The organism is Klebsiella sp. CN_Kp091 (assembly GCF_040065095.1).
GTDB lineage: Bacteria > Pseudomonadota > Gammaproteobacteria > Enterobacterales > Enterobacteriaceae > Klebsiella > Klebsiella aerogenes.
The window spans coordinates 1-23,693 of record NZ_JBEAIO010000018.1; the positions used below are offsets into that span (position 1 = coordinate 1).

Annotated in this window: 19 protein-coding genes and 1 pseudogene; 7 read left to right on the forward strand and 13 right to left on the reverse strand. The window is 55.8% G+C overall.

The window, feature by feature from the left end:
- The first annotated feature begins 57 nt into the window (after nt 1-57).
- The 4 genes from pdxA to apaH are packed head-to-tail and all read left to right on the forward strand — an operon-like array spanning nt 58 to nt 3,089.
- A complete protein-coding gene (pdxA, locus tag ABLV17_RS13090) occupies nt 58-1,038 on the forward strand; it encodes a 4-hydroxythreonine-4-phosphate dehydrogenase PdxA (RefSeq protein ID WP_113374396.1) in 981 nt (326 codons plus the stop codon).
- On the forward strand, nt 1,035-1,856 hold the full coding sequence (gene rsmA / locus ABLV17_RS13095; RefSeq protein WP_015368291.1) for a 16S rRNA (adenine(1518)-N(6)/adenine(1519)-N(6))-dimethyltransferase RsmA: 822 nt from the start codon (nt 1,035-1,037) through the stop codon (nt 1,854-1,856). Before pdxA ends, rsmA begins: the two co-directional genes overlap by 4 nt.
- 2 nt (nt 1,857-1,858) lie before the next feature.
- Complete coding sequence (gene apaG / locus ABLV17_RS13100) at nt 1,859-2,236, forward strand: Co2+/Mg2+ efflux protein ApaG (RefSeq protein WP_087860914.1); 378 nt, start codon at nt 1,859-1,861, stop codon at nt 2,234-2,236.
- 4 nt (nt 2,237-2,240) lie between these two features.
- Entirely contained in the window at nt 2,241-3,089 is an 849-nt protein-coding gene (gene apaH / locus ABLV17_RS13105) for a bis(5'-nucleosyl)-tetraphosphatase (symmetrical) ApaH (RefSeq protein WP_045397283.1), read from the forward strand.
- A 144-nt stretch (nt 3,090-3,233) separates the two neighbouring features.
- On the opposite strand, the gene ABLV17_RS13110 is transcribed toward apaH, so the two are convergent.
- The 4 genes from ABLV17_RS13110 to kefF form a co-directional block, all read right to left on the reverse strand.
- A complete protein-coding gene (locus ABLV17_RS13110) occupies nt 3,234-4,361 on the reverse strand; it encodes an IS481 family transposase (protein ID WP_348854312.1) in 1,128 nt (375 codons plus the stop codon).
- Nucleotides 4,362-4,506: 145 nt separating this feature from the next.
- The gene (gene folA / locus ABLV17_RS13115) at nt 4,507-4,986 is read right to left on the reverse strand and encodes a type 3 dihydrofolate reductase (RefSeq protein WP_015368294.1); all 480 of its coding nucleotides are present in this window, start codon (nt 4,984-4,986) and stop codon (nt 4,507-4,509) included.
- Nucleotides 4,987-5,183: 197 nt separating this feature from the next.
- Nucleotides 5,184-7,049: a glutathione-regulated potassium-efflux system protein KefC gene (gene kefC, locus ABLV17_RS13120; RefSeq protein ID WP_015368295.1), complete on the reverse strand. Its 1,866-nt coding sequence runs from the start codon at nt 7,047-7,049 to the stop codon at nt 5,184-5,186.
- On the reverse strand, nt 7,042-7,575 hold the full coding sequence (kefF, locus tag ABLV17_RS13125; protein ID WP_087860915.1) for a glutathione-regulated potassium-efflux system oxidoreductase KefF: 534 nt from the start codon (nt 7,573-7,575) through the stop codon (nt 7,042-7,044). The genes kefC and kefF overlap by 8 nt, the downstream gene beginning before the upstream one ends.
- Before the next feature lie 375 nt (nt 7,576-7,950).
- Between kefF and ABLV17_RS13130 the strand changes: the two genes are divergently transcribed.
- Nucleotides 7,951-10,839 (forward strand): autotransporter outer membrane beta-barrel domain-containing protein, encoded by a 2,889-nt coding sequence (locus tag ABLV17_RS13130; protein ID WP_348854313.1) that lies wholly within the window; start codon nt 7,951-7,953, stop codon nt 10,837-10,839.
- 50 nt (nt 10,840-10,889) lie between these two features.
- Here ABLV17_RS13130 and ABLV17_RS13135 read toward each other — a convergent pair whose 3' ends face one another.
- The 9 genes from ABLV17_RS13135 to citC all read right to left on the reverse strand — a co-directional run bounded on the left by ABLV17_RS13135 (nt 10,890) and on the right by citC (nt 21,869).
- Nucleotides 10,890-11,123: a YgdI/YgdR family lipoprotein gene (locus ABLV17_RS13135; protein ID WP_015704368.1), complete on the reverse strand. Its 234-nt coding sequence runs from the start codon at nt 11,121-11,123 to the stop codon at nt 10,890-10,892.
- A gap of 168 nt (nt 11,124-11,291) precedes the next feature.
- On the reverse strand, nt 11,292-14,516 hold the full coding sequence (gene carB / locus ABLV17_RS13140; RefSeq protein WP_087860917.1) for a carbamoyl-phosphate synthase large subunit: 3,225 nt from the start codon (nt 14,514-14,516) through the stop codon (nt 11,292-11,294).
- A gap of 17 nt (nt 14,517-14,533) precedes the next feature.
- Entirely contained in the window at nt 14,534-15,682 is a 1,149-nt protein-coding gene (gene carA, locus ABLV17_RS13145; protein ID WP_308957716.1) for a glutamine-hydrolyzing carbamoyl-phosphate synthase small subunit, read from the reverse strand.
- A 456-nt stretch (nt 15,683-16,138) separates the two neighbouring features.
- On the reverse strand, nt 16,139-16,960 hold the full coding sequence (gene dapB, locus ABLV17_RS13150; RefSeq protein WP_087860920.1) for a 4-hydroxy-tetrahydrodipicolinate reductase: 822 nt from the start codon (nt 16,958-16,960) through the stop codon (nt 16,139-16,141).
- A 225-nt stretch (nt 16,961-17,185) separates the two neighbouring features.
- On the reverse strand, nt 17,186-18,094 hold the full coding sequence (citG, locus tag ABLV17_RS13155; RefSeq protein WP_308957717.1) for a triphosphoribosyl-dephospho-CoA synthase CitG: 909 nt from the start codon (nt 18,092-18,094) through the stop codon (nt 17,186-17,188).
- A gap of 19 nt (nt 18,095-18,113) precedes the next feature.
- Entirely contained in the window at nt 18,114-19,640 is a 1,527-nt protein-coding gene (citF, locus tag ABLV17_RS13160) for a citrate lyase subunit alpha (protein ID WP_308957718.1), read from the reverse strand.
- A 10-nt stretch (nt 19,641-19,650) separates the two neighbouring features.
- The gene (gene citE, locus ABLV17_RS13165) at nt 19,651-20,520 is read right to left on the reverse strand and encodes a citrate (pro-3S)-lyase subunit beta (protein WP_015368307.1); all 870 of its coding nucleotides are present in this window, start codon (nt 20,518-20,520) and stop codon (nt 19,651-19,653) included.
- A complete protein-coding gene (citD, locus tag ABLV17_RS13170) occupies nt 20,517-20,810 on the reverse strand; it encodes a citrate lyase acyl carrier protein (RefSeq protein ID WP_012542888.1) in 294 nt (97 codons plus the stop codon). Before citD ends, citE begins: the two co-directional genes overlap by 4 nt.
- Before the next feature lie 30 nt (nt 20,811-20,840).
- A complete protein-coding gene (gene citC / locus ABLV17_RS13175; RefSeq protein ID WP_213794620.1) occupies nt 20,841-21,869 on the reverse strand; it encodes a [citrate (pro-3S)-lyase] ligase in 1,029 nt (342 codons plus the stop codon).
- A 256-nt stretch (nt 21,870-22,125) separates the two neighbouring features.
- Here citC and citS point away from each other — a divergent pair, with 256 nt between their 5' ends.
- Together citS and ABLV17_RS13185 are read left to right on the forward strand one after the other, a co-directional pair.
- On the forward strand, nt 22,126-23,466 hold the full coding sequence (citS, locus tag ABLV17_RS13180) for a citrate/sodium symporter CitS (RefSeq protein ID WP_113374390.1): 1,341 nt from the start codon (nt 22,126-22,128) through the stop codon (nt 23,464-23,466).
- Between the two features lie 157 nt (nt 23,467-23,623).
- A pseudogene (locus tag ABLV17_RS13185) lies at nt 23,624-23,693 on the forward strand (oxaloacetate decarboxylase gamma chain); the annotation flags it as partial.

The following is a 23,693-nucleotide window of genomic DNA, read 5'->3' on the forward strand; positions in this document are numbered from 1 at the left end:
AGCTACGGCTGGGGTCGACTGCGCAGCCGGGCCTTCCTGGCCCGAAGGAACGTTTCTATGCAACGTGTTGTTATCACTCCCGGCGAACCCGCAGGGATTGGTCCCGATCTTGTCGCCGAGCTTGCGCAGCGCGACTGGCCGGTTGAACTGGTTATTTGCGCCGATGGCGCCCTGTTAACTGACCGAGCCCGCCAGCTCGGTCTTCCTTTATCGCTCCTCCCTTACGATCCAACCCGTCCTCCACAGCCGCAGCGGGCGGGCACGCTTACGCTACTTCCCGTTGCCCTCAACGCGCCGGTACAGCCGGGTATGCTTAATGTCGCTAACGGCAGCTATGTGGTGGAAACCCTGGCGCGCGCCTGCGATGGCTGCCTTAAGGGTGAATTCGCCGCGTTGATTACCGGGCCGGTGCACAAAGGCAACATCAATGACGCCGGTATTGCCTTCACCGGCCATACCGAGTTCTTTGAAGAACGCGCTCACGCCAGCAAAGTGGTGATGATGCTGGCGACCGAAGAACTGCGGGTCGCACTGGCCACCACCCACCTGCCGTTAAAAGCGATAAGCGAGGCGATCACGCCGGAGCTGCTGCGTGAAGTGATAACCATCCTGGATGCCGATCTGCGGCATAAATTCGGTATCGCTCAGCCGCACGTGCTGGTTTGCGGCCTGAATCCCCACGCCGGCGAAGGCGGTCATATGGGGACGGAAGAGATCGATACCATTATTCCGGTGCTCGAAGAGATGCGGGCGAAGGGCATGAATTTAAGCGGTCCGCTGCCTGCGGATACCCTTTTTCAGCCAAAATATCTCGATAATGCCGATGCGGTACTCGCGATGTACCACGATCAGGGCCTGCCCGTGCTAAAATACCAGGGCTTTGGCCGCGGCGTGAATATTACGCTCGGTTTACCTTTTATTCGTACCTCCGTTGACCACGGGACCGCGCTGGAATTAGCCGGTCAGGGAAAAGCGGACGTCGGCAGTTTTATCACGGCGCTTAATCTCGCCATCAAAATGATTGTTAATACCCAATGAATAATCGAGTCCATCAGGGCCATTTAGCCCGTAAACGCTTCGGGCAAAACTTTCTCAACGATCAGTTCGTGATCGACAGCATTGTTTCGGCCATCAATCCTCAGAAAGGCCAGGCGATGGTCGAAATCGGCCCGGGTCTCGCCGCGCTGACCGAGCCGGTCGGCGAACGCCTCGACCAGTTAACCGTTATCGAGCTGGACCGCGATCTGGCGGCCCGCCTGCAGACCCATCCGTTCCTCGGACCTAAGCTGACCATTTACCAGCAGGATGCGATGACCATGAACTTCGGCGAACTGTCGGAGAAAATGGGCCAGCCGCTGCGCGTCTTCGGCAACCTGCCGTACAACATCTCTACGCCGCTGATGTTCCACCTCTTCAGCTATACTGATGCCATTGCCGATATGCACTTTATGCTGCAGAAGGAAGTGGTTAATCGTCTGGTTGCCGGGCCGAATAGTAAAGCGTATGGTCGATTAAGCGTAATGGCGCAGTACTACTGCCAGGTGATCCCGGTACTTGAAGTCCCGCCGACCGCTTTTACGCCGCCGCCAAAAGTGGATTCCGCCGTCGTGCGCCTGGTGCCGCATCGCACCATGCCGTACCCGGTGAAGGATGTCCGCGTGCTGAGCCGTATCACTACCGAAGCCTTCAACCAGCGCCGTAAGACCATTCGCAATAGTCTCGGCAATCTGTTTAGCGTTGAAGTGCTGACGGAGCTGGGCGTCGACCCGGCGGTACGTGCGGAAAATATTTCTGTAGAGCAGTACTGTAAGATGGCCAACTGGTTATCCAACAATCTGCCTTCGAAGGAGAGCTAACCATGATTAATTCGCCTCGTGTTTGCGTCCAGGTGCAAAGCGTCTATATCGAATCGCAATCTTCTCCGGAAGAAGAGCGCTACGTCTTCGCTTACACCGTCACCATTCGCAACCTGGGGCGGAGTCAGGTTCAGCTTCTCGGCCGCTACTGGCTTATCACCAATGGACACGGTCGCGAGACGGAAGTCCAGGGTGAAGGGGTCGTCGGCGAACAGCCGCACATCCCTGCCGGCGAAGAGTATCAATACACCAGCGGCGCGGTTATCGAAACGCCGCTGGGCACCATGCAGGGTCATTATGAGATGATTGATAGCAACGGCGTACCGTTCACTATCGAGATCCCTGTCTTCCGTCTCGCAGTTCCAACGCTTATACATTAAAACAATGGCTACATACCTTATTGGCGACATTCATGGTTGCTACGATGAACTGATCGCATTGCTGGAGCAGGTGGAGTTTAACCCTGATACGGACACGCTGTGGCTCACCGGCGACCTGGTCGCGCGCGGCCCCGGCTCTCTGGAAGTGCTGCGGTTCGTGAAAACGCTCGGCGATAGCGTGCGCATCGTGCTGGGCAACCATGACCTGCATCTGCTGGCGGTGTTTGCCGGCATTAGCCGCAACAAGCCCAAAGACCGCCTGACGCCGCTGCTGGAAGCACCGGACGCTGACGAACTGCTCAACTGGCTGCGTCGCCAGCCGCTGATGCAGGTCGACGAAGAGAAAAAGCTGGTGATGGCTCATGCCGGCATCACGCCGCAGTGGGATCTGGAAACCGCCAAACAGTGCGCGCGCGATGTCGAAGCCGTGCTGGCGAGCGACTCCTATCCGTTCTTCCTCGACGCGATGTATGGCGATATGCCGAACCACTGGAGCAACGAGCTCAGCGGCCTGGCGCGCCTACGCTTTATCACCAACGCCTTCACCCGCATGCGCTATTGCTTCCCGAACGGCCAGTTGGATATGTACAGCAAAGAGGCGCCGGAAGACGCGCCTGCCCCGCTTAAGCCATGGTTTGCCATTCCGGGCCCGGTTGCCCGCGAGTACAGTATCGCCTTTGGTCATTGGGCGTCGCTGGAAGGCCGCGGTACCCCGGAAGGCATCTACGCGCTGGATACCGGCTGCTGCTGGGGAGGGGACCTGACCTGCCTGCGCTGGGAAGATAAAACGTATTTCACCCAGCGTTCCAACCGCCAGAAAAGCCTCGACGAAGGCGAAGCGGTCGCCTCCTGAGTCGATCCCGGATGGCGGCGCGCTGCGCCTTATCCGGGCTACCTCCGGTACGGGAGATTCCTGATAAAACAAAACCCCGGCCACGCCTGTGTACGACCGGATACATAGGTTACAGATCAGACCGGGAACATAGGTAACACTTTCCTAGTCTATCCGGATAATACTCTGCGCTCTCCGGTCATAGTAAGCCAGTGTCATTCCGTTAAAGATGATGGCCTCAATACCATCATCTTTTTCTTCCAGCATGATGTATTCCCCAAGCAGTGACTCGCTCAGGAACACTTCCTTCCCAATATGTATTACCCCCTTTGACATTACCCTGTACAGTCGGGCACCCTCAGGCCACTCATAGTCAGGGACCTTTCCATTCCAGCGCCTCAGGGAAGGACGCCACACCTGATCGGGGGTGGCGCCGTCCAGCGCTTCATGCGGACGTTCATGGTTGAACTCTTTCCGGTAATGACTGAACCAGACCTGCTGCTCCTCCAGTGTTCTGAAGATATTCCCGTGCTTCAGTGCACTTTTCAGCGAGCGGTGCATTCGTTCATGGCGGCCATTTTCCTCCGGATGCCCCTTCCTGATACGCTCCGGCCTGATGCCCAGTTTGATTAGCCAGACCGACAGACGACTGAGTCCCGCCACGCCGACACCAGCAAAGGGCTGCCCGTTATCCGTCCGCAGCACATCGGGCAGGCCATATTCCAGGAACGCATCGGTGAGGCACTGCCGGGCGAAAGCGGTGTTCTCATGATGGTTACCTCTGCAGCTCAGAAGATAGCGGCTGTGGTTATCCGTCAACGTAAACGGATGGCAGTATTCCCGGCTCAGCAACCTGAACTTACCTTTAAAATCAGCGCTCCAGACCTGATTGATTTCCCGGATGGGGGTCAGCGGCTGTCGGTTACCTGGGGCTCTGTGCTTTCGCTTTCTGTCCGGCACGAGACCTTCGCGTTTGAGAATATCGCCGATAGTGCTGGCTGCCGGAACCGGAAAGTCGACCCGATGATTCAGAAGCCACATACGCAGCTTTTTCGGCCCCCAGTCAGGGTGTTTTTGTCGTAATGCGATCAGATGCGTGATGATATCAGGTGGAACAATACGGGAATGAGAATGTGGCGCGCGTGAGCGGTCAAAAAGGGAAGCGGGTTCGGACGGGTCAAATCGTTCGAGCCACTTATACCCGGTTTTACGACTGATGCCGAAGCGACGGCACAGTGCGGAAAAAGAGTCCGTACCAGCGAAGCTGGCACGGATAAAATCAAGACGTTGCATCGGTCGGGTCTCAGTCCAGGGCATAGCGAGTCTCCTCTTCTATGCCAGTTATAACTGTTACCCATGTGTCCGGTCTAAAGTGTTACCTATGTTTCCGGTTTGTACCCTGACGCGACCGGGGTTTTTTAATCCACGCTATGTTAGCTTAACGACGCTCGAGGATCTCGAAGCAGTAGCTATGGGAATTTTGCGCGTCGGCATCGTGGAACTCACTGAACACCGATTCCCACTCGTCCGGATCGTAATCCGGGAAATGGGTATCGCCTTCCACTTCCGCATCAATATGGGTCAGGTAGAGTTTGTGCGCTTTCGGCAGGAACTGCTCGTAAACGCGGCCACCGCCAATCACCATAATCTCTTCCGCGTCGCCGCAGGCGGCAATCGCTTCATCAACAGACTTCACCCACTGCACGCGATCGTCGCTGCCTGGCTTGCTGCTGATAACGATATTTTTACGTCCTGGCAACGGGCGACCGATGGATTCCCAGGTCAAACGCCCCATTACCACCGGCTTGTTTAAGGTATTACGTTTAAACCAGGCGAGATCGGCAGGCAAGTCCCATGGCATAGCGTTCTCCATGCCAATTACGCGATCTACAGCTAACGCCGCAATCAGACTAATCATTGAAAATATCCCGAATGCAAAAAATTGCCGCCACTATACGGAAAGCGTAATACTTCGTCGACTGAACGAAGAGTAAAGAATAAGAAAATTTTTAGATTTGCTGGCGAGCCCACGTAACCCTCATGAGCCGCCAGATCAGGAACTAAATTGAAAACAAAATGTTAGCTGTAAAGTTAACGCAACATCTGCTTACCACCTCAGGTTGAAGGCTTATTCTCCGGCTCATCGCGAACGTCTCCGGTGTGCCGTCCTTCTTCGGTACCTTGCCAGCCGTGACGCTGCACCAACGACAGATGATTACGGTCCTCATTGATGATGCCGGTAAGCATATCGCTGGTTCGCTTGAACACCGCCACGCGAGAGGCGGCATCATTTTCCGCCATCGCCACCATCTCTTCCACCATCTGCTGGTTGAAACGGCGGAACAGATCGGCGCGCTCGCGGGCCTCATAAGCGCCCAGACCTAAGGCCTCCAGCGTCATACGGCCGCTTTTCAGCGCCGATTCGAAGGTTTCACGCTCCGGCGCTTCCACTCCGGCCTGGCGCAGCTGAATGTAGTGATCGACATCGCGGGCGCGCGAAATGATCTGCAGATGTGGGAAGTGCTCTTTCGCCAACTCCACCAGCTGCAGGCTAGCCTGCGGATCGTCGATGGCGTTGATCAGCACTTCCGCCTTTGCCGCCCCCGCCGACTCCAGCAGATCCACCCGCGTAGCATCGCCGTAAAACACCTTCATATCGAACTTGCGCAAGGTATCAACGTGGTCCGGGTCGTGATCGAGGATAACCATTTTCACGCCGCTGGAAAGCAGCACGCGCCCGGCAATCTGCCCATAGCGGCCAAAACCGGCGATAATCACCCGCGGCTGCTCTTCGTCAATCTCATCCGCTTCGCGCTCCTGGCCGCTGGCGGATTTCTCCATCCGCGTCAGCAGCACCAGCAGAATGGGCGTTGCCGCCATTGATAGCGCCACCGCCAGCGTCAGCGCCTTCGCCCACTCGCTATCCAACACATCGGCCATCTGCGCGGCGCCGAAGACCACGAAAGCGAACTCACTTCCCTGCCCCAGCAGTACGGCAAACCAGCGTCGCTGCGCGCGCGGTACACCCAGTGGTTTAGCAATCAGCCATAGCATCAGAGCCTTAATCGCCAAAAAACCCACCAGCAGGATCAGGATACGTAGCGGATGGGTGACGAGGGTACCGAAGTCGATAGACATACCGACGCCGATAAAGAACAGCCCCAACAGCAACCCTTTAAACGGTTCGATATCGCTCTCCAGCGCATGGCGGTATTCAGAACTTGCCAGAAGCACCCCGGCAAGAAACGCGCCCATCGCCATCGACAGCCCGACTTCCTCAAGCAGCAATCCGAAGCCAAAGACCAGGAACAGGGCCACGGCGCTGAATACTTCGCGCAGACCGGAACGGGCAACGAAGCGCAGCACCGGGCGGGTCAGATAGCGCCCTAATAGCACCACCAGCGCCAGCGCGCCGGCCACTTTCAACGCCGACAGCGCAAACGCGGCCAGGGTCGTTGAACCGCCGCTGGCCGCCAGCAGCGGAATCATCGCGACCAAAGGAATAGCGGCGATATCCTGGAACAACAGCACGGCAAAGGCGCTCCGCCCTAGTTGCGTCACCGTCAGGTTACGTTCGTTCATCGCCTGCATGGCAATCGCCGTCGACGACAGCGCCAACGTCATCCCGATAAGCTCCGCCACCTGCCAGCGCAAGCCAAGCAGCATGCAGAACAGCCCGATAAACGCGCCGCACACCACCATTTGCAGCGCACCGCCGCCAAATACCGAGGCGCGCAGTTTCCATAGGCGCTGCGGATCCAACTCAAGGCCTATAACAAACAACATCAGCACCACGCCGATTTCGGCGAAATGCAGAATCGCCTCAGCGTCAGTGACCAGTCGCAGTCCCCATGGGCCGATAACGCAGCCGGCAATCAGATATCCCAGCACCGATCCCAGTCCCAGACGCACGGCGATCGGCACGATAAGCGCAGCGGAGCCGAGGTAAATCAGCGCCTGTATTAGCGTATGGCTATCCATTGTTATGCGTCTCCTGCCATTCGATTAAGCGTTGACGATAATGACGGGCCTGCGCCTGCAGCGTTTCGTCATCGCAGATAAAGGTACAGTGCATCGCAAACGGCGGCAGCCATTTCATGCCACAGTACAGCGCCGTCGCCTGCAGAGGCTGCGCCAGCACGTCAAAGCCGGGGAATGAACCAATATCGAAATGGCTTTCGCCGCCGCCGGTGGTAACCGCCCACATCAGCGATTTACCGTGTAACGCAATACCGTTGTGGCCGTACGCCCAGCCGTGGGACAGTACTTTATCCATCCACAGTTTTAACAGCGGTGGAACGCTGTACCACTGCATCGGATGCTGCCAGATAACCAGATCGGCGCGCGCCAGCGCCGCCTGCTCGGCAGCGATATCGATATTGAAGTCGGGATATAGCTCATAGAGGGAGCGTATCTCTACGCCATCAAGCGTCCCTGCTTGCTCAAGCATCCGCTTATTCGCATGCGAGTGATGCGGATAAGGATGCGAGTAAATTATCAGAATCATGAATGGGCCTGTCTTTTGTATTCTTGTAGCAGTGAGTGTAGACAGTTAACTCGCTCACTGAAAGGGGGGAATGCCTGAGGAGAAGTCGAATACAGCCAATGATAATCCTTCCATCACGAAAGAATTGCAGACGATCCAGGGGGCAATCGTCGTCCCTTTTAATTCCCCATACGAATTTATTATTACTAATAATACAGTCGATGCATATTTTAAGACGAGATTAAATCATTCTTTAATAAATAAACCTATACAGTCCACAATGTACAACCAATAATTTTACGCTCTTCATCTTGAGCCTAAAAATTTTCAATCTAAAAACGAAATTCTAATATATAGCGTTAACCGGAAGCGCTATTTACGCAAATGGACGTGTATATGAGCAACAAACACTTTGAACTAAACAGAACAACCAAAACACTGGCGAGAATATTTCCCGCCTTATTAATGTTTACGCCAATTGTTGTCAGCGCAGGCACGATTGACCAGTCAACTTCAGTACCGCAAAACTTCTCCACCGACACGGAATACGCCATCAGTAGAGACGTCACCGTCTCCTCCGCAGATAACACCCCAGCAGTATCCGTTAGCGGAATGAACGTCAAAAAAGTTACCAATGAAGGCAATATTGCCGGAACGGGAATCGGACTGGATATTAATATCGAAGGTCAATCCGTTGAAATTAATAATAATGAAAATGCAATTATTTCATCTGCAACTGATAATGCCGTTAACGTACAATCAATGGCAGGTGATTTTAATAATAGCGGAATCATTACTGGCGCTAACAACGGTATTTTCGTTAGCGAAGAGTCATCGGCAATTAGTATCACCAATACCGATACCGGCGTGATCACCGGGAAAAACGGCCTGAGTTCGCAAATTGGCCTCGGGTTAGATAACAGCGGCGCCTTCACCGGTACCGCAGGCGATGGTGTTGCGTTAAGCAACGGCAACAGCAAAATTAACAACAGCGGCACCGTGCAGGGCAGCCAGAACGGGATCAACATCGTTGATAGCGCGAAAGCCGATATCATCAACAGCGGTTTACTTGGCGGCGGCGATGCGGCCGTTATGTTTGCCAGCAGCAAAAATAACAGCCTGGTACTCAATACCGGCTCTTCCCTCATCGGCGATGTCATCTCCACGGGCTCAACGGGTAACACCGTCTCGCTGGTCGGTACCGGAACGGAAGACAGTAACTTTGTCGGCCTTAACGACGGCGACGGTTTTGCCTCCGTGAAAATGAACGGTGAAAACTGGACGCTCACCGGCAACCTCGACATCATCGGCAGCGGCGATTCCCTCCAGGTGAATAGCGGCCAGTTAACGCTGGGGGGCGCTGTCGCTAATAGCGGTAACACGCTGGTCGCGGAAGCGGCCACGCTGCAGTTGGGCGACGGGCAGAAAACCGCAACCCTCACCGGTAGCCTGACCAATAACGGCACGCTGATCTTCAATCAGGGAAGCGACTCTACTTTTGCCACCGGCATCATCGGTAGCGGTAACGTGGAAAAAGTCGATACCAACACGCTGACGCTCACCGGCGCCAATAGCTATACCGGCGATACCGTGCTCAAAAGCGGCACGACTCTGGTCGCAGAAGGCGCGACCCTCGGAGCATCCGGTAGCGATGCCACCCTCACTATCAACAATGGCGCGCAATTTGCCAGCGCAGGCGAAGTCAATAACAACATTGATATCCTCAGCGGAGGTGTCCTCGCGGCGTGGAATGCAATTGAAGGAAACGCCACGTTAAGAACATCCGGCGTCGACACCATCAATGGCAATGTGAGCAACAGCGGCACGCTGTTGCTTAGCGCCGCGGATAATAGCGTTGGCAACAATTTTACGATTAACGGCGACTATAGCGGTTCTGCCGGCAGCCAAATCGTGATGAACAGTCAGGTTGGCGAAGACAGTTCACCGACCGACCATTTGTCGATCACCGGCAGCAGCTACGGTCAATCCGGCATCAGTATCGCCAACATCGGCGGAATGGGCGCGCAAACCGTTAATGGCATGGAGATTGTCAGCGTCGGCGGCAGTTCTGAAGCACAGCTAACCTTGTCAAAACCAGTTGTCGCCGGAGCTTATGAATACGATCTTTATCAGCACAACAACGGCAACTGGTATCTGGAATCCAAAGCGACCCCGTCTGACGATCCGTCGGATGATACCGACGATGATGACAGCGGCACCGATGGCGGCAGCGGCACCGATGGCGGCAGCGGCACCGATGGCGGCAGCAGCACCGATGGCGGCAGCAATACCGATGGCGGCAGCAATACCGATGGCGGCAACAATACCGATAATGGCGATCAATCCGCGCCAGAAGTAATGGCCCCGGAAGTCGGTGCTTATCTGGGCAACTATCTTGCGGCACAGAGTATGTTCCTGCATAAACGTGACGATCGCGACCAGCTCACTTTCCGCAACGAAGACAATCTGAACACCTGGATGTACGTGAAGGGCCGCTATCATGAGAACGACGCCGGCGGCGATAAAGTCAGCTACGACACCACCACCACCGTGCTCCAGCTCGGCAGTGATTTCATGAGCAAGCCGATGGACAAAGGAATGCTGCGTGCGGGCGGCATGTTTGGCGCAGGCCAGGCGAAAACGGATTCGGATGCGAAACACAACGTGCGTGATGCGCAGGGTAAAGTCGACGGTTTCAACGTTGGCCTGTACGCCACCTGGCAGGAAGATCCGAAATTACGTCTCGGCAGCTACATCGATACCTGGGCGTCATACAGCTGGTATAACAACACCGTCACCAGCAATCGCAACAATGAAAAGTATGACAGTAAAGGTTTTGCCGCCTCTGTTGAAGTCGGCCATGCGTGGGTGATCCCTTCAGAAAGCGCGCGTACGTGGAAGATTGAGCCTCAGGCGCAGGTGATCTACAGCTATCTCGATCAGGAAAATCATACCGACCCGGATGGCGTGCGGGTAACCACCCTGGACAACAATAGCCTGTTTGGCCGTCTCGGCGTGAAGAGCAGCTACTTCGAGCAGCACGATGTTAAAGCATGGCAGCCGTATATCGCGGTGAACTGGTTGAAAGGCGCGGGTCAAAACGATCTGGCGTTCAATGGTGAAAAAGTCAGCAACGATACGCCGGACGACCGCGGTCAGTTAGAGCTGGGCGTGACCGGCAATGTGAACGAGACGACCACTATCTCGCTGCGCGCCAGCGGCGAATGGGGTGAAAACAGCTACGCCGCTTATGGCGGCCACATTCTGCTGAATCACCGTTGGTAATCGCCGTACAATGAAAGGTAAAAAGCAGTGGCCGAAGCCACTGCTTTTTTTTAGTTATCCAGCTCGTCCATAGACTTCACCTGGTCGCGATTAATCTGCTCCACGCGACCGGTTTCCGCATTTTTGTAGGATACCAGGCCAGTATCATCATCGACCTGCGGCTTACCGCTGGTCACAATTGTTTTGCCATCTGTCGTTTTGAGCGACTGATTTGATGAGCAACCTGCCACAAATACCATCGCCGTTGCCGCCAGCGCGGATGCCACCAGAATTTTGTTCCGCATTGTATCCTCCTGTCTTTTCATCAATTGGTATCGTTATCGTGCTAACTATAGTTAGCCTGACCTGACAGACAGATAAAAGCAGAACTCTCCGAAGATGAGTGCCGTAAAAAAATGGGGCTGACGATATCGTCAGCCCCTGTGTTTCGCTTTCCGGCCCGGCCGGTACGCTTATTTGGTGATTTGCGCGTGCATTTCCTGCACCGAAATGACCTTCTCGGTCGCATCGGCATTCAGCGCCATCGCGGTGGCGAAACCGCCGTTCAGGGTGGTGTCATAATGCACCTTGTACTGCAGCGCGCTGCGGCGAATCAGCTTGGAGTCTTCAATCGCCTGACGTCCTGCGGTGGTATTGATGATGTAGGTATACTCGCCATTCTTGATACGGTCCTGAATGTGCGGACGACCTTCATGCACCTTGTTCACCAAACGCGGGTTGATACCGGCTTCGCCCAGAACAATCGCAGTACCGTGGGTTGCATCCAGCTCGAAGCCCTGTTTCAGCAGTTTTGCCGCCAGGTCGACAACGCGCTCTTTGTCGCCTTCGCGAACGGAGAGCAGCGCGCGGCCCTGTTTCTTCATCGTGGAGTTGCTGCCCAGCTGCGCTTTGGCGAACGCTTCCGCGAAGGTGCGGCCCACGCCCATCACTTCCCCGGTAGAGCGCATTTCCGGCCCTAACAGCGGGTCAACGCCCGGGAATTTGTTGAACGGCAGCACCACTTCTTTGACCGAATAGTACGGCGGGATGATTTCTTTGGTGACGCCCTGCTGCGCCAGCGTTTTACCAGCCATCACGCGCGCCGCCACTTTCGCCAGCGGTACGCCGGTGGCTTTCGACACGAACGGTACGGTACGCGCCGCGCGCGGGTTGACTTCAATCAGGTACACTTCGTTGTTCTTCACCGCGAACTGTACGTTCATCAAGCCGCGAACCTGCAGCTCGAAGGCCAGCTTCTGCACCTGCTCGCGCATCACATCCTGAATCTCTTTGCTCAGAGTGTAGGCAGGCAGAGAACAGGCGGAGTCGCCGGAGTGTACGCCCGCTTGTTCGATGTGCTCCATGATGCCGCCAATCAGCACCATTTCGCCATCGCAGATAGCGTCGACGTCAACTTCAACCGCGTCGTCGAGGAAGCGGTCCAGCAGTACCGGCGCATCGTTGGAGACGCTCACCGCGGTCTGGAAGTAACGGCGCAGGTCAGCCTCGTCGTAGACGATTTCCATCGCGCGGCCGCCCAGTACGTAGGACGGACGCACCACCAGCGGATAACCGATCTCTTTTGCCTTCTCAACCGCTTGCTCAAGCGCGGTCACGGTGGCGTTCGCCGGCTGCTTCAGCTTCAGGCGGTCAACCGCATGCTGGAAGCGCTCGCGGTCTTCAGCACGGTCGATAGCATCCGGGCTGGTGCCGATAACCGGTACGCCTGCGGCTTCCAGTTCACGCGCCAGCTTCAGCGGGGTCTGGCCGCCGTACTGCACGATAACGCCTTTCGGCTTCTCGATGCGCACGATTTCCAGAACGTCCTCAAGCGTTACCGGCTCGAAGTACAGACGGTCGGAGGTGTCGTAGTCGGTCGAAACGGTTTCCGGGTTACAGTTAACCATGATGGTCTCGTAACCGTCTTCGCGCAGCGCCAGCGAGGCGTGTACGCAGCAGTAGTCAAATTCGATACCCTGGCCGATACGGTTCGGGCCGCCGCCGAGAACCATGATTTTATCGCGGTCTACGGACGGGTTGGATTCGCACTCGTCTTCATAGGTGGAATACATGTAGGCGGTATCGGTGGCGAATTCCGCCGCGCAGGTATCCACGCGCTTGTAGACCGGGTGCAGGTTGTACTGGTCGCGCAGCTTGCGGATTTCCGCTTCGCGCACGCCCGCCAGCTTCGCCAGACGCGCATCGGCAAAGCCTTTACGCTTCAGGTGACGCAGGAAATCAGCGTCGAGGCCGTTGATGCCCACTGCCGCCACTTTCTCTTCCAGGCGCACCAGTTCTTCGATTTGTACCAGGAACCAGCGGTCGATGTTGGTCAGGTTGAAGACGCCGTCGACGGAGAGACCGGCGCGGAAGGCATCAGCGATGTACCAGATACGCTCGGCGCCCGCGTCTTTCAGCTCGCGGCGGATTTTGGTCAGCGCTTCCGGATCGTCGAGGCTGACTTTCGGGTCGAAGCCGGTGGCGCCCACTTCCAGACCGCGCAGTGCTTTCTGCAGCGATTCCTGCTGCGTGCGGCCAATTGCCATCACTTCGCCGACGGATTTCATCTGCGTTGTCAGACGGTCGTTAGCGCCAGCGAATTTTTCGAAGTTAAAGCGTGGAATTTTGGTCACAACGTAATCGATGGACGGTTCGAAGGAGGCCGGAGTACGGCCGCCGGTGATATCGTTCATCAGTTCGTCGAGGGTGTAACCCACCGCCAGCTTCGCTGCCACTTTGGCAATCGGGAAGCCGGTCGCTTTGGAAGCCAGCGCCGAAGAGCGGGAGACGCGCGGGTTCATTTCGATGACGATCAGGCGACCATCTTTCGGGTTCACCGAGAACTGTACGTTAGAGCCGCCGGTTTCCACGCCGATTTCACGCAGTACCGCCATCGAGGCGTTACGCATGATTTGGTATTCTTTGTCGGTCAGGGTCTGCGCCGGGGCGACGGTGATGGAGTCGCCGGTGTGAATCCCCATGGCATCGAAGTTTTCAATCGAGCAGACGATAATGCAGTTATCGTTCTTATCGCGCACCACTTCCATCTCGTACTCTTTCCAGCCGATCAGCGATTCATCAATCAGCAGTTCGTTGGTCGGAGAGAGATCCAGGCCGCGTTCGCAGATTTCTTCGAACTCTTCGCGGTTATAGGCAATACCGCCGCCGGTGCCGCCCATAGTAAAGGACGGACGGATGATGCATGGGAAGCCAACGTCAGCGGCCACCGCCAGCGCTTCTTCCATGGTGTGCGCAATGCCGGAACGCGCGGTGTCGAGGCCGATTTTCTTCATCGCCACGTCGAAGCGACGGCGGTCTTCCGCTTTATCGATCGCATCGGCGGTCGCGCCAATCATGGTCACGCCGAACTCTGCCAGCACGCCCTGACGCTCCAGCTCCAGCGCGCAGTTCAGCGCGGTCTGGCCGCCCATGGTCGGCAGCACCGCGTCCGGGCGCTCTTTTTCGATAATTTTACGCACCACTTCCCAGTGAATCGGCTCGATATAGGTCGCATCGGCCATTTCCGGGTCGGTCATGATAGTCGCCGGGTTGGAGTTCACCAGAATAACGCGGTAACCCTCTTCGCGCAGGGCTTTACAGGCCTGGGCGCCAGAGTAGTCAAACTCACACGCCTGACCGATAACAATCGGGCCCGCGCCCAGAATCAGGATACTTTTTATGTCTGTACGTTTTGGCATGGCTCTTTTACTCCTGATTATTTCGCGGACTGACGGTATTGCTCAATTAACTCGATAAAGTGGTCGAACAGCGGCGCGGCATCGTGCGGGCCCGGGCTCGCTTCAGGGTGACCCTGGAAGCTAAACGCCGGCTTGTCGGTACGATGGATCCCCTGCAGGGTGCCGTCGAACAGTGACTTATGGGTCACGCGCAGGTTGGCAGGCAGCGTCGCTTCATCAACGGCAAAGCCGTGGTTCTGGGCGGTAATCATCACGACGTTGTTATCGATATCTTTAACCGGGTGGTTGCCGCCGTGGTGGCCGAATTTCATCTTAATGGTCTTCGCACCGCTCGCCAGCGCCAGCAGCTGATGGCCGAGACAGATGCCAAAGACCGGAATATCGGTGGTGAGGAATTTTTCAATCGCCGTGATGGCGTAATCGCACGGCGCCGGGTCGCCTGGGCCGTTGGAGAGGAAAATACCGTCCGGATTCAGCTTAAGCACGTCTTCAGCCGACGTTTGCGCCGGAACGATAGTCAGGCGACAACCGCGGTCAACCAGCATCCGCAGGATGTTGCGCTTGGCGCCGAAGTCATAAGCCACGACGTGGAACGGCAGCTCGCTTTCCGCCTTCGCTTCCGGCAGGTCGCCCGCCAGTGTCCAGCTCCCCTGGGTCCAGGCGTAGGTTTCTGCGGTAGTGACCTCTTTCGCCAGATCCATACCGTTCAGGCCAGGGAACGCCTGGGCTTTTTCCAGCGCCAGCTGGGCATCAAGGTTATCGCCCGCGATGATGCAGCCATTCTGCGCCCCTTTCTCACGCAGTAAACGCGTCAGCTTACGGGTATCGATATCGGCAATGGCCACAATGTTATGGCGCTTGAGGTAAGAAGAAAGGTCTTCGGTATTGCGGAAGTTGCTGGCAATCAGCGGCAGGTCGCGGATCACCAGACCTTGTGCGTGTACCCGGGAAGATTCTTCATCGGCGGCGTTGGTGCCGACATTACCAATATGGGGATAAGTAAGAGTGACGATTTGGCGGGAATAGGAAGGATCAGTGAGGATTTCTTGATAACCGGTCATTGAAGTATTGAAAACGACTTCCCCAACCGCCGTGCCGGTTGCCCCAATGGCCCGACCGTGAAACTGGGTTCCGTCTTCCAGAACCAAAAGCGCTGACTTAATCAAAACACCCTCCAGAGAATATTCACTCACTTTATTTGCATATTAATGCAGAACGTAGATCTGAATCAATGCAAATTTTTGCCCGCAGAATTTTGGCAAACGGCGGCATTCTGGAGAGATGTCGGGTAAAAGTCAACTTAAAGCGGATATTTTTAATCTTATTTTACGCCACTGGCGCGTAACGGGCGTTTTTCACGGTAAAAAGATCAACTAACCTGGTTGAGAAAACGCTTGCGGGCGAGGAAAACTGTAAAATCACTCGACGGAGGGGGAAAAAGTGGACCAGATGGTCAAAATTTACAATTCAATAACTAAAAACATTAGTAAGATATAGTTTTTTGAAGCTTTAAGAAGAAAAAAAGATAAAATCAGTCAAAATAAAAAAGGGCAATAAAATATTGCCCTTTGCAATCAATTACATATTGAATGCAATAACCACATCACGATGGGTAATAATCATTATAAAGCATTCAGATCAAGCACATCTTTCATGTCAAATAGACCATTTTTTTTGCCTTTCAGCCACAAAGCAGAACGAACGGCGCCATTGGCAAATGTCATCCGGCTGGAGGCCTTATGGGTAATTTCGATACGTTCGCCGATATCAGCGAACATCGCCGTATGTTCGCCGACGATGTCGCCCGCGCGAACGGTAGCGAAACCAATAGTACCCGGAACACGTTCACCGGTATGGCCCTCACGGCTGTAGACGGCGCAGTCCTTCAGATCTTTGTTCAGTGCCCCGGCGATCGCCTCACCCATCGCCAGCGCGGTGCCTGACGGGGCGTCCACTTTATGCCTATGGTGCGCTTCGATGATTTCGATATCGGTATAATCGCCCATCACCTTCGCCGCCTTCTCCAGCAGCTTTAACAACACGTTGACGCCAACGCTAAAGTTAGCGGCAAAGACGATAGCAATCTCCTGTGCGGCATCGCTAATCGCCTGCTTTCCGGCATCATCAAAACCGGTAGTGCCGATCACCATCCCTTTGCCGTACTGACGGCAGAAAGCCAGATGGTTGAGCGTGCCTTCCGGGCGGGTAAAATCGATTAAAACATCGAAATCATTGCTTACCGCCGCCAGGCTGCTTTGGACGGTAACGCCTGATTTACCAACGCCCGCCAGCTCGCCCGCATCGCTGCCCACCAGGCTCGAACCTTCGCGCTCCAGCGCCGCGCCAAGCGCCACGCCGTCCATTTGCAGCGCAGCCTGAATTAACTGGCGTCCCATCCGGCCGCCCGCGCCGGCGATGGCCACGCGGATTTGTGCATCTTGCATAGCTATTCTCTTTTGTTAACTTCACGTGAATTGTTTTCAGAGTAACCAGCCCATTGCATAGCCGCTACTCAAAAACGCCGATAATTAGAAATTTATGACAAACGGCGGTCGATATCAGTAAAAACTATATGATTGTGCCGCGATTCGGCGTTTAAGTAGTGAAATTCGGGAGGGGCACGTAGCGCCCCGCCCGCGCGACGCGGGCTAAGGCGTTGTTGTACGCAATCAAAGGGGGAAAAGCGCGCCTGCGGGGAAAGCGGATAAAAACCAGGTTACCGCCAATAAATCTGCGCTGCCGCCGGGGCTGAGATGGCGAGCAATCAGCTCGTCGTCGAGTTGGCGTAGCGCCTCCAGCCCACCGTCAGCCATGACGCCGCCCTGCCACAACAGCCGCTGCGCCTCCTGCTGCACAAAGTTCAGGCCGGCAAGCCCGCCGCGCGAAACCAGATTGGTGTCATCATTCCATGCCATCAGATGCAGCAAGGTTTGCAGCAGCGCCAGGTTACTATCGCCGGTCTCTTCCATCATGCGGTTGAACACCGGCAGCGCCTGGGTGCGTACGGTACGAAAGCCGCTCTCAGCCTCGCCGCGAGCACCGGAGAGGCCGTAACGTAGAAAATGGGCTTCGCCTTTGCTTAACGGTTCGCCGCTGGAAGCGGAGAGTTCTTGCATAACCATGCCGCGACAGAATCGCGCCACCTGGTCGCACAGCCGATGCTGTTCAATCGGCTCGCCTTTCGATACCAGCCTTCCCGCCGCCGCGCTCAGCAAACCAAAAGCGAAGATCGCCCCACGATGGGTATTCACTCCGCCGGTGGCCTCCAGCATATCGTTTTCGCAGGCCATCCCCACCGGACGCAGCATCATTAACACCTGTTCCGGCACGATCGCCGCGGTATCGTGGCCCATGATGAAAAATTTCTCCATCCACGGCGCCACCACCGCGGTACTGGCCTCAAACGAGGCCAGGTCCATATCGTGATGGGCGCCAGCGTTACGAATATCCACCAACCCGGGCTTTGGGGTCAGGCGAACTTCGGTCAACAGCGCGCGCTCTACCGCGCTGACCACCTCTTCAGCGTTCAGCGGTTTCACGCGCAGCGAACGCTGCGGATTGATTAACACTTCGCTCATTGCCCTTCCCCCTCTGCATTTAGTCGCTGTTTTTCACCTGACGAATAACATCAAGCACGGAGCCATCGCGATAGCGCACCACCGCCACCACCCGATCGGTAAACTCGATCGGCTGCGGCTTGCCGGTTAGCAGTTCCGCACGCTGCTGCAGTTCCTCAATAGTCATCAGCGCAATGCCCGCGTTGCGCAAATTGTCGATCAGATCCTGGCGCGCCGGGTTTACCGCTATGCCATGGTCGGTGACCAGCACATCTACGCTGGCTCCCGGCGTGACGCGGGTCAGCACTTTTTCCACGACGCAGGGAATACGGCCGCGAACTAATGGCGCGGTAATGATGGTCAAATCCGCGCCGGCGGCGGTATCGCTATGGCCGCCGGATGCGCCGCGCAGTACGCCATTGGAGCCGGTCATCACGTTAACGTTAAAGTCGGTATCGATTTCCAGCGCGCTGAGCATCACCACGTTTAAGCGCTCGCAGGAGGCGCCTTTAGAGCCCGGGCTGGCATACTGGTTGGTGGAAATCTCTACGTGATTCGGGTTCTGCGCTAATGAACGCGCCGCGTCGCCATCAAACGACTGGGTATCGAGCAGCGTTTTAATCAACCCTTTTTCGTGCAGGTCAACCATCGTCCCGGTGATCCCGCCAAGGCCAAAGCTGGCGGTAATACCGTTACGGCGCATTTTGTCTTCGAGGAAGCGGCTCACCGCCAGCGAGGCCCCGCCGGTACCGGTCTGCAGCGAGAAACCGTCTTTAAAGTAACCGGAATGCTCAACGACTTTCGCCGCCTGACGGGCGATTAGCAGCTCACGCGGGTTGCTGGTCAGACGGATCGCGCCAGCGGTGATTTTTTCCGGATCGCCGACTTCGTCCACCTGAACAATCAGATCCACCTGATCCTGAGCGATGCTGGCCGGGTAGTTAGGGTAAGCCACCCACTCTTCGGTCAGCAGCACCACGCATTTGGCATGTTCCGCATCAACGCGCGCGTAGCCCAGCGAACCGCAACGTGATTTTCCGCTAAAGCCGTTGGCATTACCAAACTCATCGCAGCAGGGGACGCCGAGAAACGCGACATCAATCGACAGCTCGCCGCTTTGAATCAGCTGTACGCGACCGCCATGGGAGTGGATCTGTACCGGGTTTTCCATCAAGCCGGCGGAGATCTCCTCGCCGAGCTTACCGCGCAGGCCGGAGGTGTAGATCTGGCGGATCACGCCATTTTTAATATGCTCGATCAGCGGCCAGTGGGCGTCGATCAGCGAACTGGATGCCAGCGTCAGATCGCGAAAACCCATTTCCGCCAGCTTCGCCACCACCATATTGACGACTTTGTCACCGCCGCGAAACGCGTGGTGGAACGAAATGGTCATGCCGTTTTGCAAACCGGAACGACGAATCGCCGTTTCCAGCGAATCGCAGATTTTACGCTGACGTTTTTCGCTTTCGCTGGCCAACCACGGGCTTTTCGCCGTCACGCCCGCATAAGGCGCTAACCCTTCCGGCATCACGTACTGCTGATTAAGCATTGTTACTGTCTCTTTCATCTTATTCCCCTTAATCACGAATACCGGAAGCCGAGAGCGCCACCACTTTGCGAGCATGGTCGATAATCGGTCCATCGATCATCTTGCCGTTCAGCGATACCACGCCAAGACCGCGCGTTTCGGCTTCTTCCGCCGCGGCAATCACTTCCAGCGCGTGATCGACCTCTTTGCGCGTCGGGGCATAGACCTGATGCAGGAGTTCAATTTGTCGTGGGTTAACCAACGATTTGCCGTTAAAACCGAGGTTTTTGGCCAGATTCGCTTCCGCCAGGAAACCCTCTTCGTTGTTGATATCCGACCACACCACGTCATAGGCGGCGATGCCGGCAACGCGCGCCGCATGCAGTACGGCGCAGCGGGCATAGAACAGTTCAGTACCGTCGCCGCGGGAAGTGCCCATATCCATAACGTAATCGAAGGCCGCCAGCGCAATCGCCGCCAGACGCGGGCTGGCGCGGGCGATCTCCACCGCGTTCACCACCCCCAGCGCCGACTCAATAGCCGCCATCAGTTTGGTGCTGCCCACTTCCCGGCCGCATTCGCGCTCAATCCGCTCAACATGCGCTTCCAGCTCATGGATATCTTCTTTACTGTCGGTTTTCGGCAGACGCACCATATCCACGCCCGCGCGGACTACCGCTTCAAGGTCGGCAAGACCGAATGGCGTATTCAGCGGGTTAATACGCACCACGGTTTCGATATCCTGATACAGCGGATGCTGCAGCGCCTGATGCACCAACAGGCGAGCGGTATCTTTTTCGCGTAGCGAAACGGCATCTTCAAGGTCGAACATCACCGCATCGGCGCCGTACACGAATGAAGTGCTTAACATGGCGGCATTGGCGCCAGGGATGAACAGCATACTGCGACGTGGTTTCATAGCTGGCTCCATTGTAATTGGGACTGTTGCGCCGCCCGCAGCGCCGCGGCCTGTACGCGGGCACGCAGTACGCACTCCAGCGCGCCTTTATCATCGACCACCACGTTGGCCTGCTTCACGCCAAGCTGCGCCAGCGTTTCTCTGACCACCTGCTCAATCGCGGCGCCAAACTGCTGTTTCACAATGCTGTCGATTTCCAGCTGAATGCCCGGCTGCGCCGCCGGTCCAATCCTGACCATCACATCGCTGGATTCCAGCGTGCCGGCCAGGGCGTCAATCTTCATTTCCATAGGGGAAAATCCTTAGTTAGGGCATAAAAATCAGGCGGTTTGATGTTCGCTTTCCGCCAGTTGCATCAGAAAAGAGAGGGTTCCCGGCGGCACCAGTGCCGCGACCGCCTGCCAGTTGCGTTGCCGATAGAGTTCGCGCACTCGCGAGGCCGACACGGGTCCGCCATTTTTTTCGATTCGCGCCAGCTCAACCACTTCAATGGGCGGCGCGTCGCCTGGCGCTTCCAACAGTGACTTCATGCGCTGGTTGTAATTACGGGTCAGGGGACACAGCGGCTCGGTGCCGACAAAACGATGGGTTATCTGCAGCGCCGGGGCCAGACGTTCGCGGAAGAGCTGCAGGTCAATCTGGCTGTGGCAGTCATCGACCACACCCTGCTCTTTCAGGAAATAGCCGGGGAACGTCGCCCGCGAGATCAGATACGCCGAACCGGGGTGCAGCGTCACTTTGTCGATGCCGGTAATCCCCTGTTCGATCAGCGTGAAGCGATCGTGATAGGAAAAGCAGGATGCATCTTCCTTGACCACAAACAGATGCAGCCAGTCGCACTGCCGTGCCGCCTGTTCCACCAGCCAGCGGTGACCAAGGGTGAAGGGATTGGCGTTCATCACAATAGCGCCGATTTTTTTTCCCGGTTGACGGTACATTGCCAGCTGACGGCAGTAACGAGTCAGACGTTCGCGGCTGTTTTCCATCAATACGGCGCGGTCGCCCGCCTGGGCTATCGGCCAGAAGCCGGCGCCGGAGAACAGCGCGGCATTGCTCGGTTTAGTAAATAAGAACAGTTCGCTGCGCCCCAGTTCATAGGCCAGCGTCAGGAGTTCGGTCAGTAATTTAAGGCTCAGCCCCTCCCCCTGTAGCGAGGGATCGACGGCGATGCATTTCAGTACATTACCGGCAATGGCGCCGCAGCCGACCAGCCGCTGCCGATACTCCGCCACGATTGCCATCTCGCAATCGGCTTCTAACGACAACTGATGCTGATGAAGAAACCGATCGATCGCCTCTCGCCGCGGTTGATCCTTTAATAGCTGAACGCGTTTTAATATCAGAGTCATTTTTTAGCGCTTCGTTATTCTAAAACGAACTGTATTTCGCCAGCGTTCGACTATTGATACTTGTATTTAAGTCACAGTTTTCCCCGTGGCTTAATTAGCTTTATGGTTTTTATGTTGTTAATTAATTCAGAATAATAAAAATAATTAAATTAATAAAAAACACGAGTATTCAGTGAAGGCAATCACACCTTAGCACTAAGTCTATTTATTACTATGCGCCGGTATTACTACTCCATCAATAAACAGGAAAACGTTTATGACCAACATGAGTCAGGCTCCGGCGACGGAGAAAAAGGGCGTTAGCGACCTGCTGGGATTTAAAATCTTCGGCATGCCGCTCCCCCTTTACGCGTTTGCGTTAATTACGCTATTACTTTCACATTTTTATAACGCTTTACCCACCGACATCGTTGGCGGCTTTGCCATCATGTTTATTATCGGCGCCATATTCGGCGAAATAGGTAAACGCCTACCGATATTCAACAAATATATAGGTGGCGCCCCGGTAATGATTTTCCTGGTTGCCGCTTATTTCGTTTACGCCGGTATTTTCACGCAAAAAGAAATCGATGCTATCAGCAACGTTATGGATGAAAGTAACTTCCTTAACTTATTCATCGCGGTATTAATTACCGGGGCGATTCTGTCGGTAAACCGCCGTCTGCTGCTGAAATCGCTGCTCGGCTATATTCCAACTATCCTGATGGGCATTGTCGGCGCGTCGATTTTCGGCATCGCTATCGGTCTGGTGTTCGGCATTCCGGTAGATCGCATCATGATGCTGTACGTCCTGCCGATCATGGGCGGCGGCAACGGCGCGGGCGCGGTTCCGCTGTCGGAGATCTATCACTCCGTCACCGGTCGTTCTCGCGAAGAGTATTACTCAACCGCTATCGCTATTCTGACCATCGCTAACATCTTCGCCATCGTCTTTGCCGCCGTCCTCGATATCATCGGCAAAAAACACACCTGGATGAGCGGCGAAGGCGAACTGGTGCGTAAAGCCTCGTTCAAAGTCGAAGATGACGAGAAAGCGGGACAAATCACGCATCGTGAAACCGCCGTCGGTCTGGTGCTTGCCACGACCTGTTTCCTGCTGGCGTACGTCGTCGCGAAGAAAATCCTGCCAAGCATTGGCGGCGTTTCGATTCACTACTTCGCGTGGATGGTGCTGATCGTTGCAGCGCTGAACGCCTCCGGCCTGTGTTCACCGGAAATCAAAGCCGGCGCCAAGCGTCTGTCTGATTTCTTCTCTAAACAGCTGCTGTGGGTACTGATGGTCGGCGTCGGCGTTTGCTACACCGACCTGCAGGAAATCATCAACGCCATCACCTTCGCTAACGTCGTTATCGCCGCCATTATCGTTATCGGCGCAGTGATCGGCGCGGCGATCGGCGGCTGGATGATGGGCTTCTTCCCAATTGAATCAGCGATCACCGCTGGCCTGTGTATGGCTAACCGCGGCGGTTCCGGCGACCTGGAAGTTCTTTCTGCCTGTAACCGTATGAGCCTTATCTCTTATGCGCAAATCTCCTCCCGTTTGGGCGGCGGTATTGTGCTGGTCATCGCCAGCATCGTGTTCGGCATGATGATTTAACCCATACGCACGATGGCGCCGTTGAGCGGCCGAAGAAGTTGACCCAGTCAGGGACCAGCGCCGGGGGCGGCTGCGGGAAATCCACCCTGCTCCTTAGCCGGAAGCGTCGACAAGCTCGCCAACCAACGCGCCATCGTGCCCTTATTCGAGATTTTTTATGACTGATGCCGTTCTGTTAGGCGAAGGCTTCACCCTGATGTTCCTCGGCATGGGCTTCGTGCTGGCGT

Excerpts from the sequence above, each read along its gene's own strand:
- pdxA (WP_113374396.1), top strand. The coding sequence starts at position 58 with ATGCAACGTGTTGTTATCACTCCCGGCGAACCCGCAGGGATTGGTCCC.
- rsmA (WP_015368291.1), top strand. The coding sequence starts at position 1,035 with ATGAATAATCGAGTCCATCAGGGCCATTTAGCCCGTAAACGCTTCGGG.
- apaG (WP_087860914.1), top strand. The coding sequence starts at position 1,859 with ATGATTAATTCGCCTCGTGTTTGCGTCCAGGTGCAAAGCGTCTATATC.
- apaH (WP_045397283.1), top strand. The coding sequence starts at position 2,241 with ATGGCTACATACCTTATTGGCGACATTCATGGTTGCTACGATGAACTG.
- ABLV17_RS13110 (WP_348854312.1), bottom strand. The coding sequence starts at position 4,361 with ATGCAACGTCTTGATTTTATCCGTGCCAGCTTCGCTGGTACGGACTCT.
- folA (WP_015368294.1), bottom strand. The coding sequence starts at position 4,986 with ATGATTAGTCTGATTGCGGCGTTAGCTGTAGATCGCGTAATTGGCATG.
- kefC (WP_015368295.1), bottom strand. The coding sequence starts at position 7,049 with ATGGATAGCCATACGCTAATACAGGCGCTGATTTACCTCGGCTCCGCT.
- kefF (WP_087860915.1), bottom strand. The coding sequence starts at position 7,575 with ATGATTCTGATAATTTACTCGCATCCTTATCCGCATCACTCGCATGCG.
- ABLV17_RS13130 (WP_348854313.1), top strand. The coding sequence starts at position 7,951 with ATGAGCAACAAACACTTTGAACTAAACAGAACAACCAAAACACTGGCG.
- ABLV17_RS13135 (WP_015704368.1), bottom strand. The coding sequence starts at position 11,123 with ATGCGGAACAAAATTCTGGTGGCATCCGCGCTGGCGGCAACGGCGATG.
- carB (WP_087860917.1), bottom strand. The coding sequence starts at position 14,516 with ATGCCAAAACGTACAGACATAAAAAGTATCCTGATTCTGGGCGCGGGC.
- dapB (WP_087860920.1), bottom strand. The coding sequence starts at position 16,960 with ATGCAAGATGCACAAATCCGCGTGGCCATCGCCGGCGCGGGCGGCCGG.
- citG (WP_308957717.1), bottom strand. The coding sequence starts at position 18,094 with ATGAGCGAAGTGTTAATCAATCCGCAGCGTTCGCTGCGCGTGAAACCG.
- citF (WP_308957718.1), bottom strand. The coding sequence starts at position 19,640 with ATGAAAGAGACAGTAACAATGCTTAATCAGCAGTACGTGATGCCGGAA.
- citE (WP_015368307.1), bottom strand. The coding sequence starts at position 20,520 with ATGAAACCACGTCGCAGTATGCTGTTCATCCCTGGCGCCAATGCCGCC.
- citD (WP_012542888.1), bottom strand. The coding sequence starts at position 20,810 with ATGGAAATGAAGATTGACGCCCTGGCCGGCACGCTGGAATCCAGCGAT.
- citC (WP_213794620.1), bottom strand. The coding sequence starts at position 21,869 with ATGACTCTGATATTAAAACGCGTTCAGCTATTAAAGGATCAACCGCGG.
- citS (WP_113374390.1), top strand. The coding sequence starts at position 22,126 with ATGACCAACATGAGTCAGGCTCCGGCGACGGAGAAAAAGGGCGTTAGC.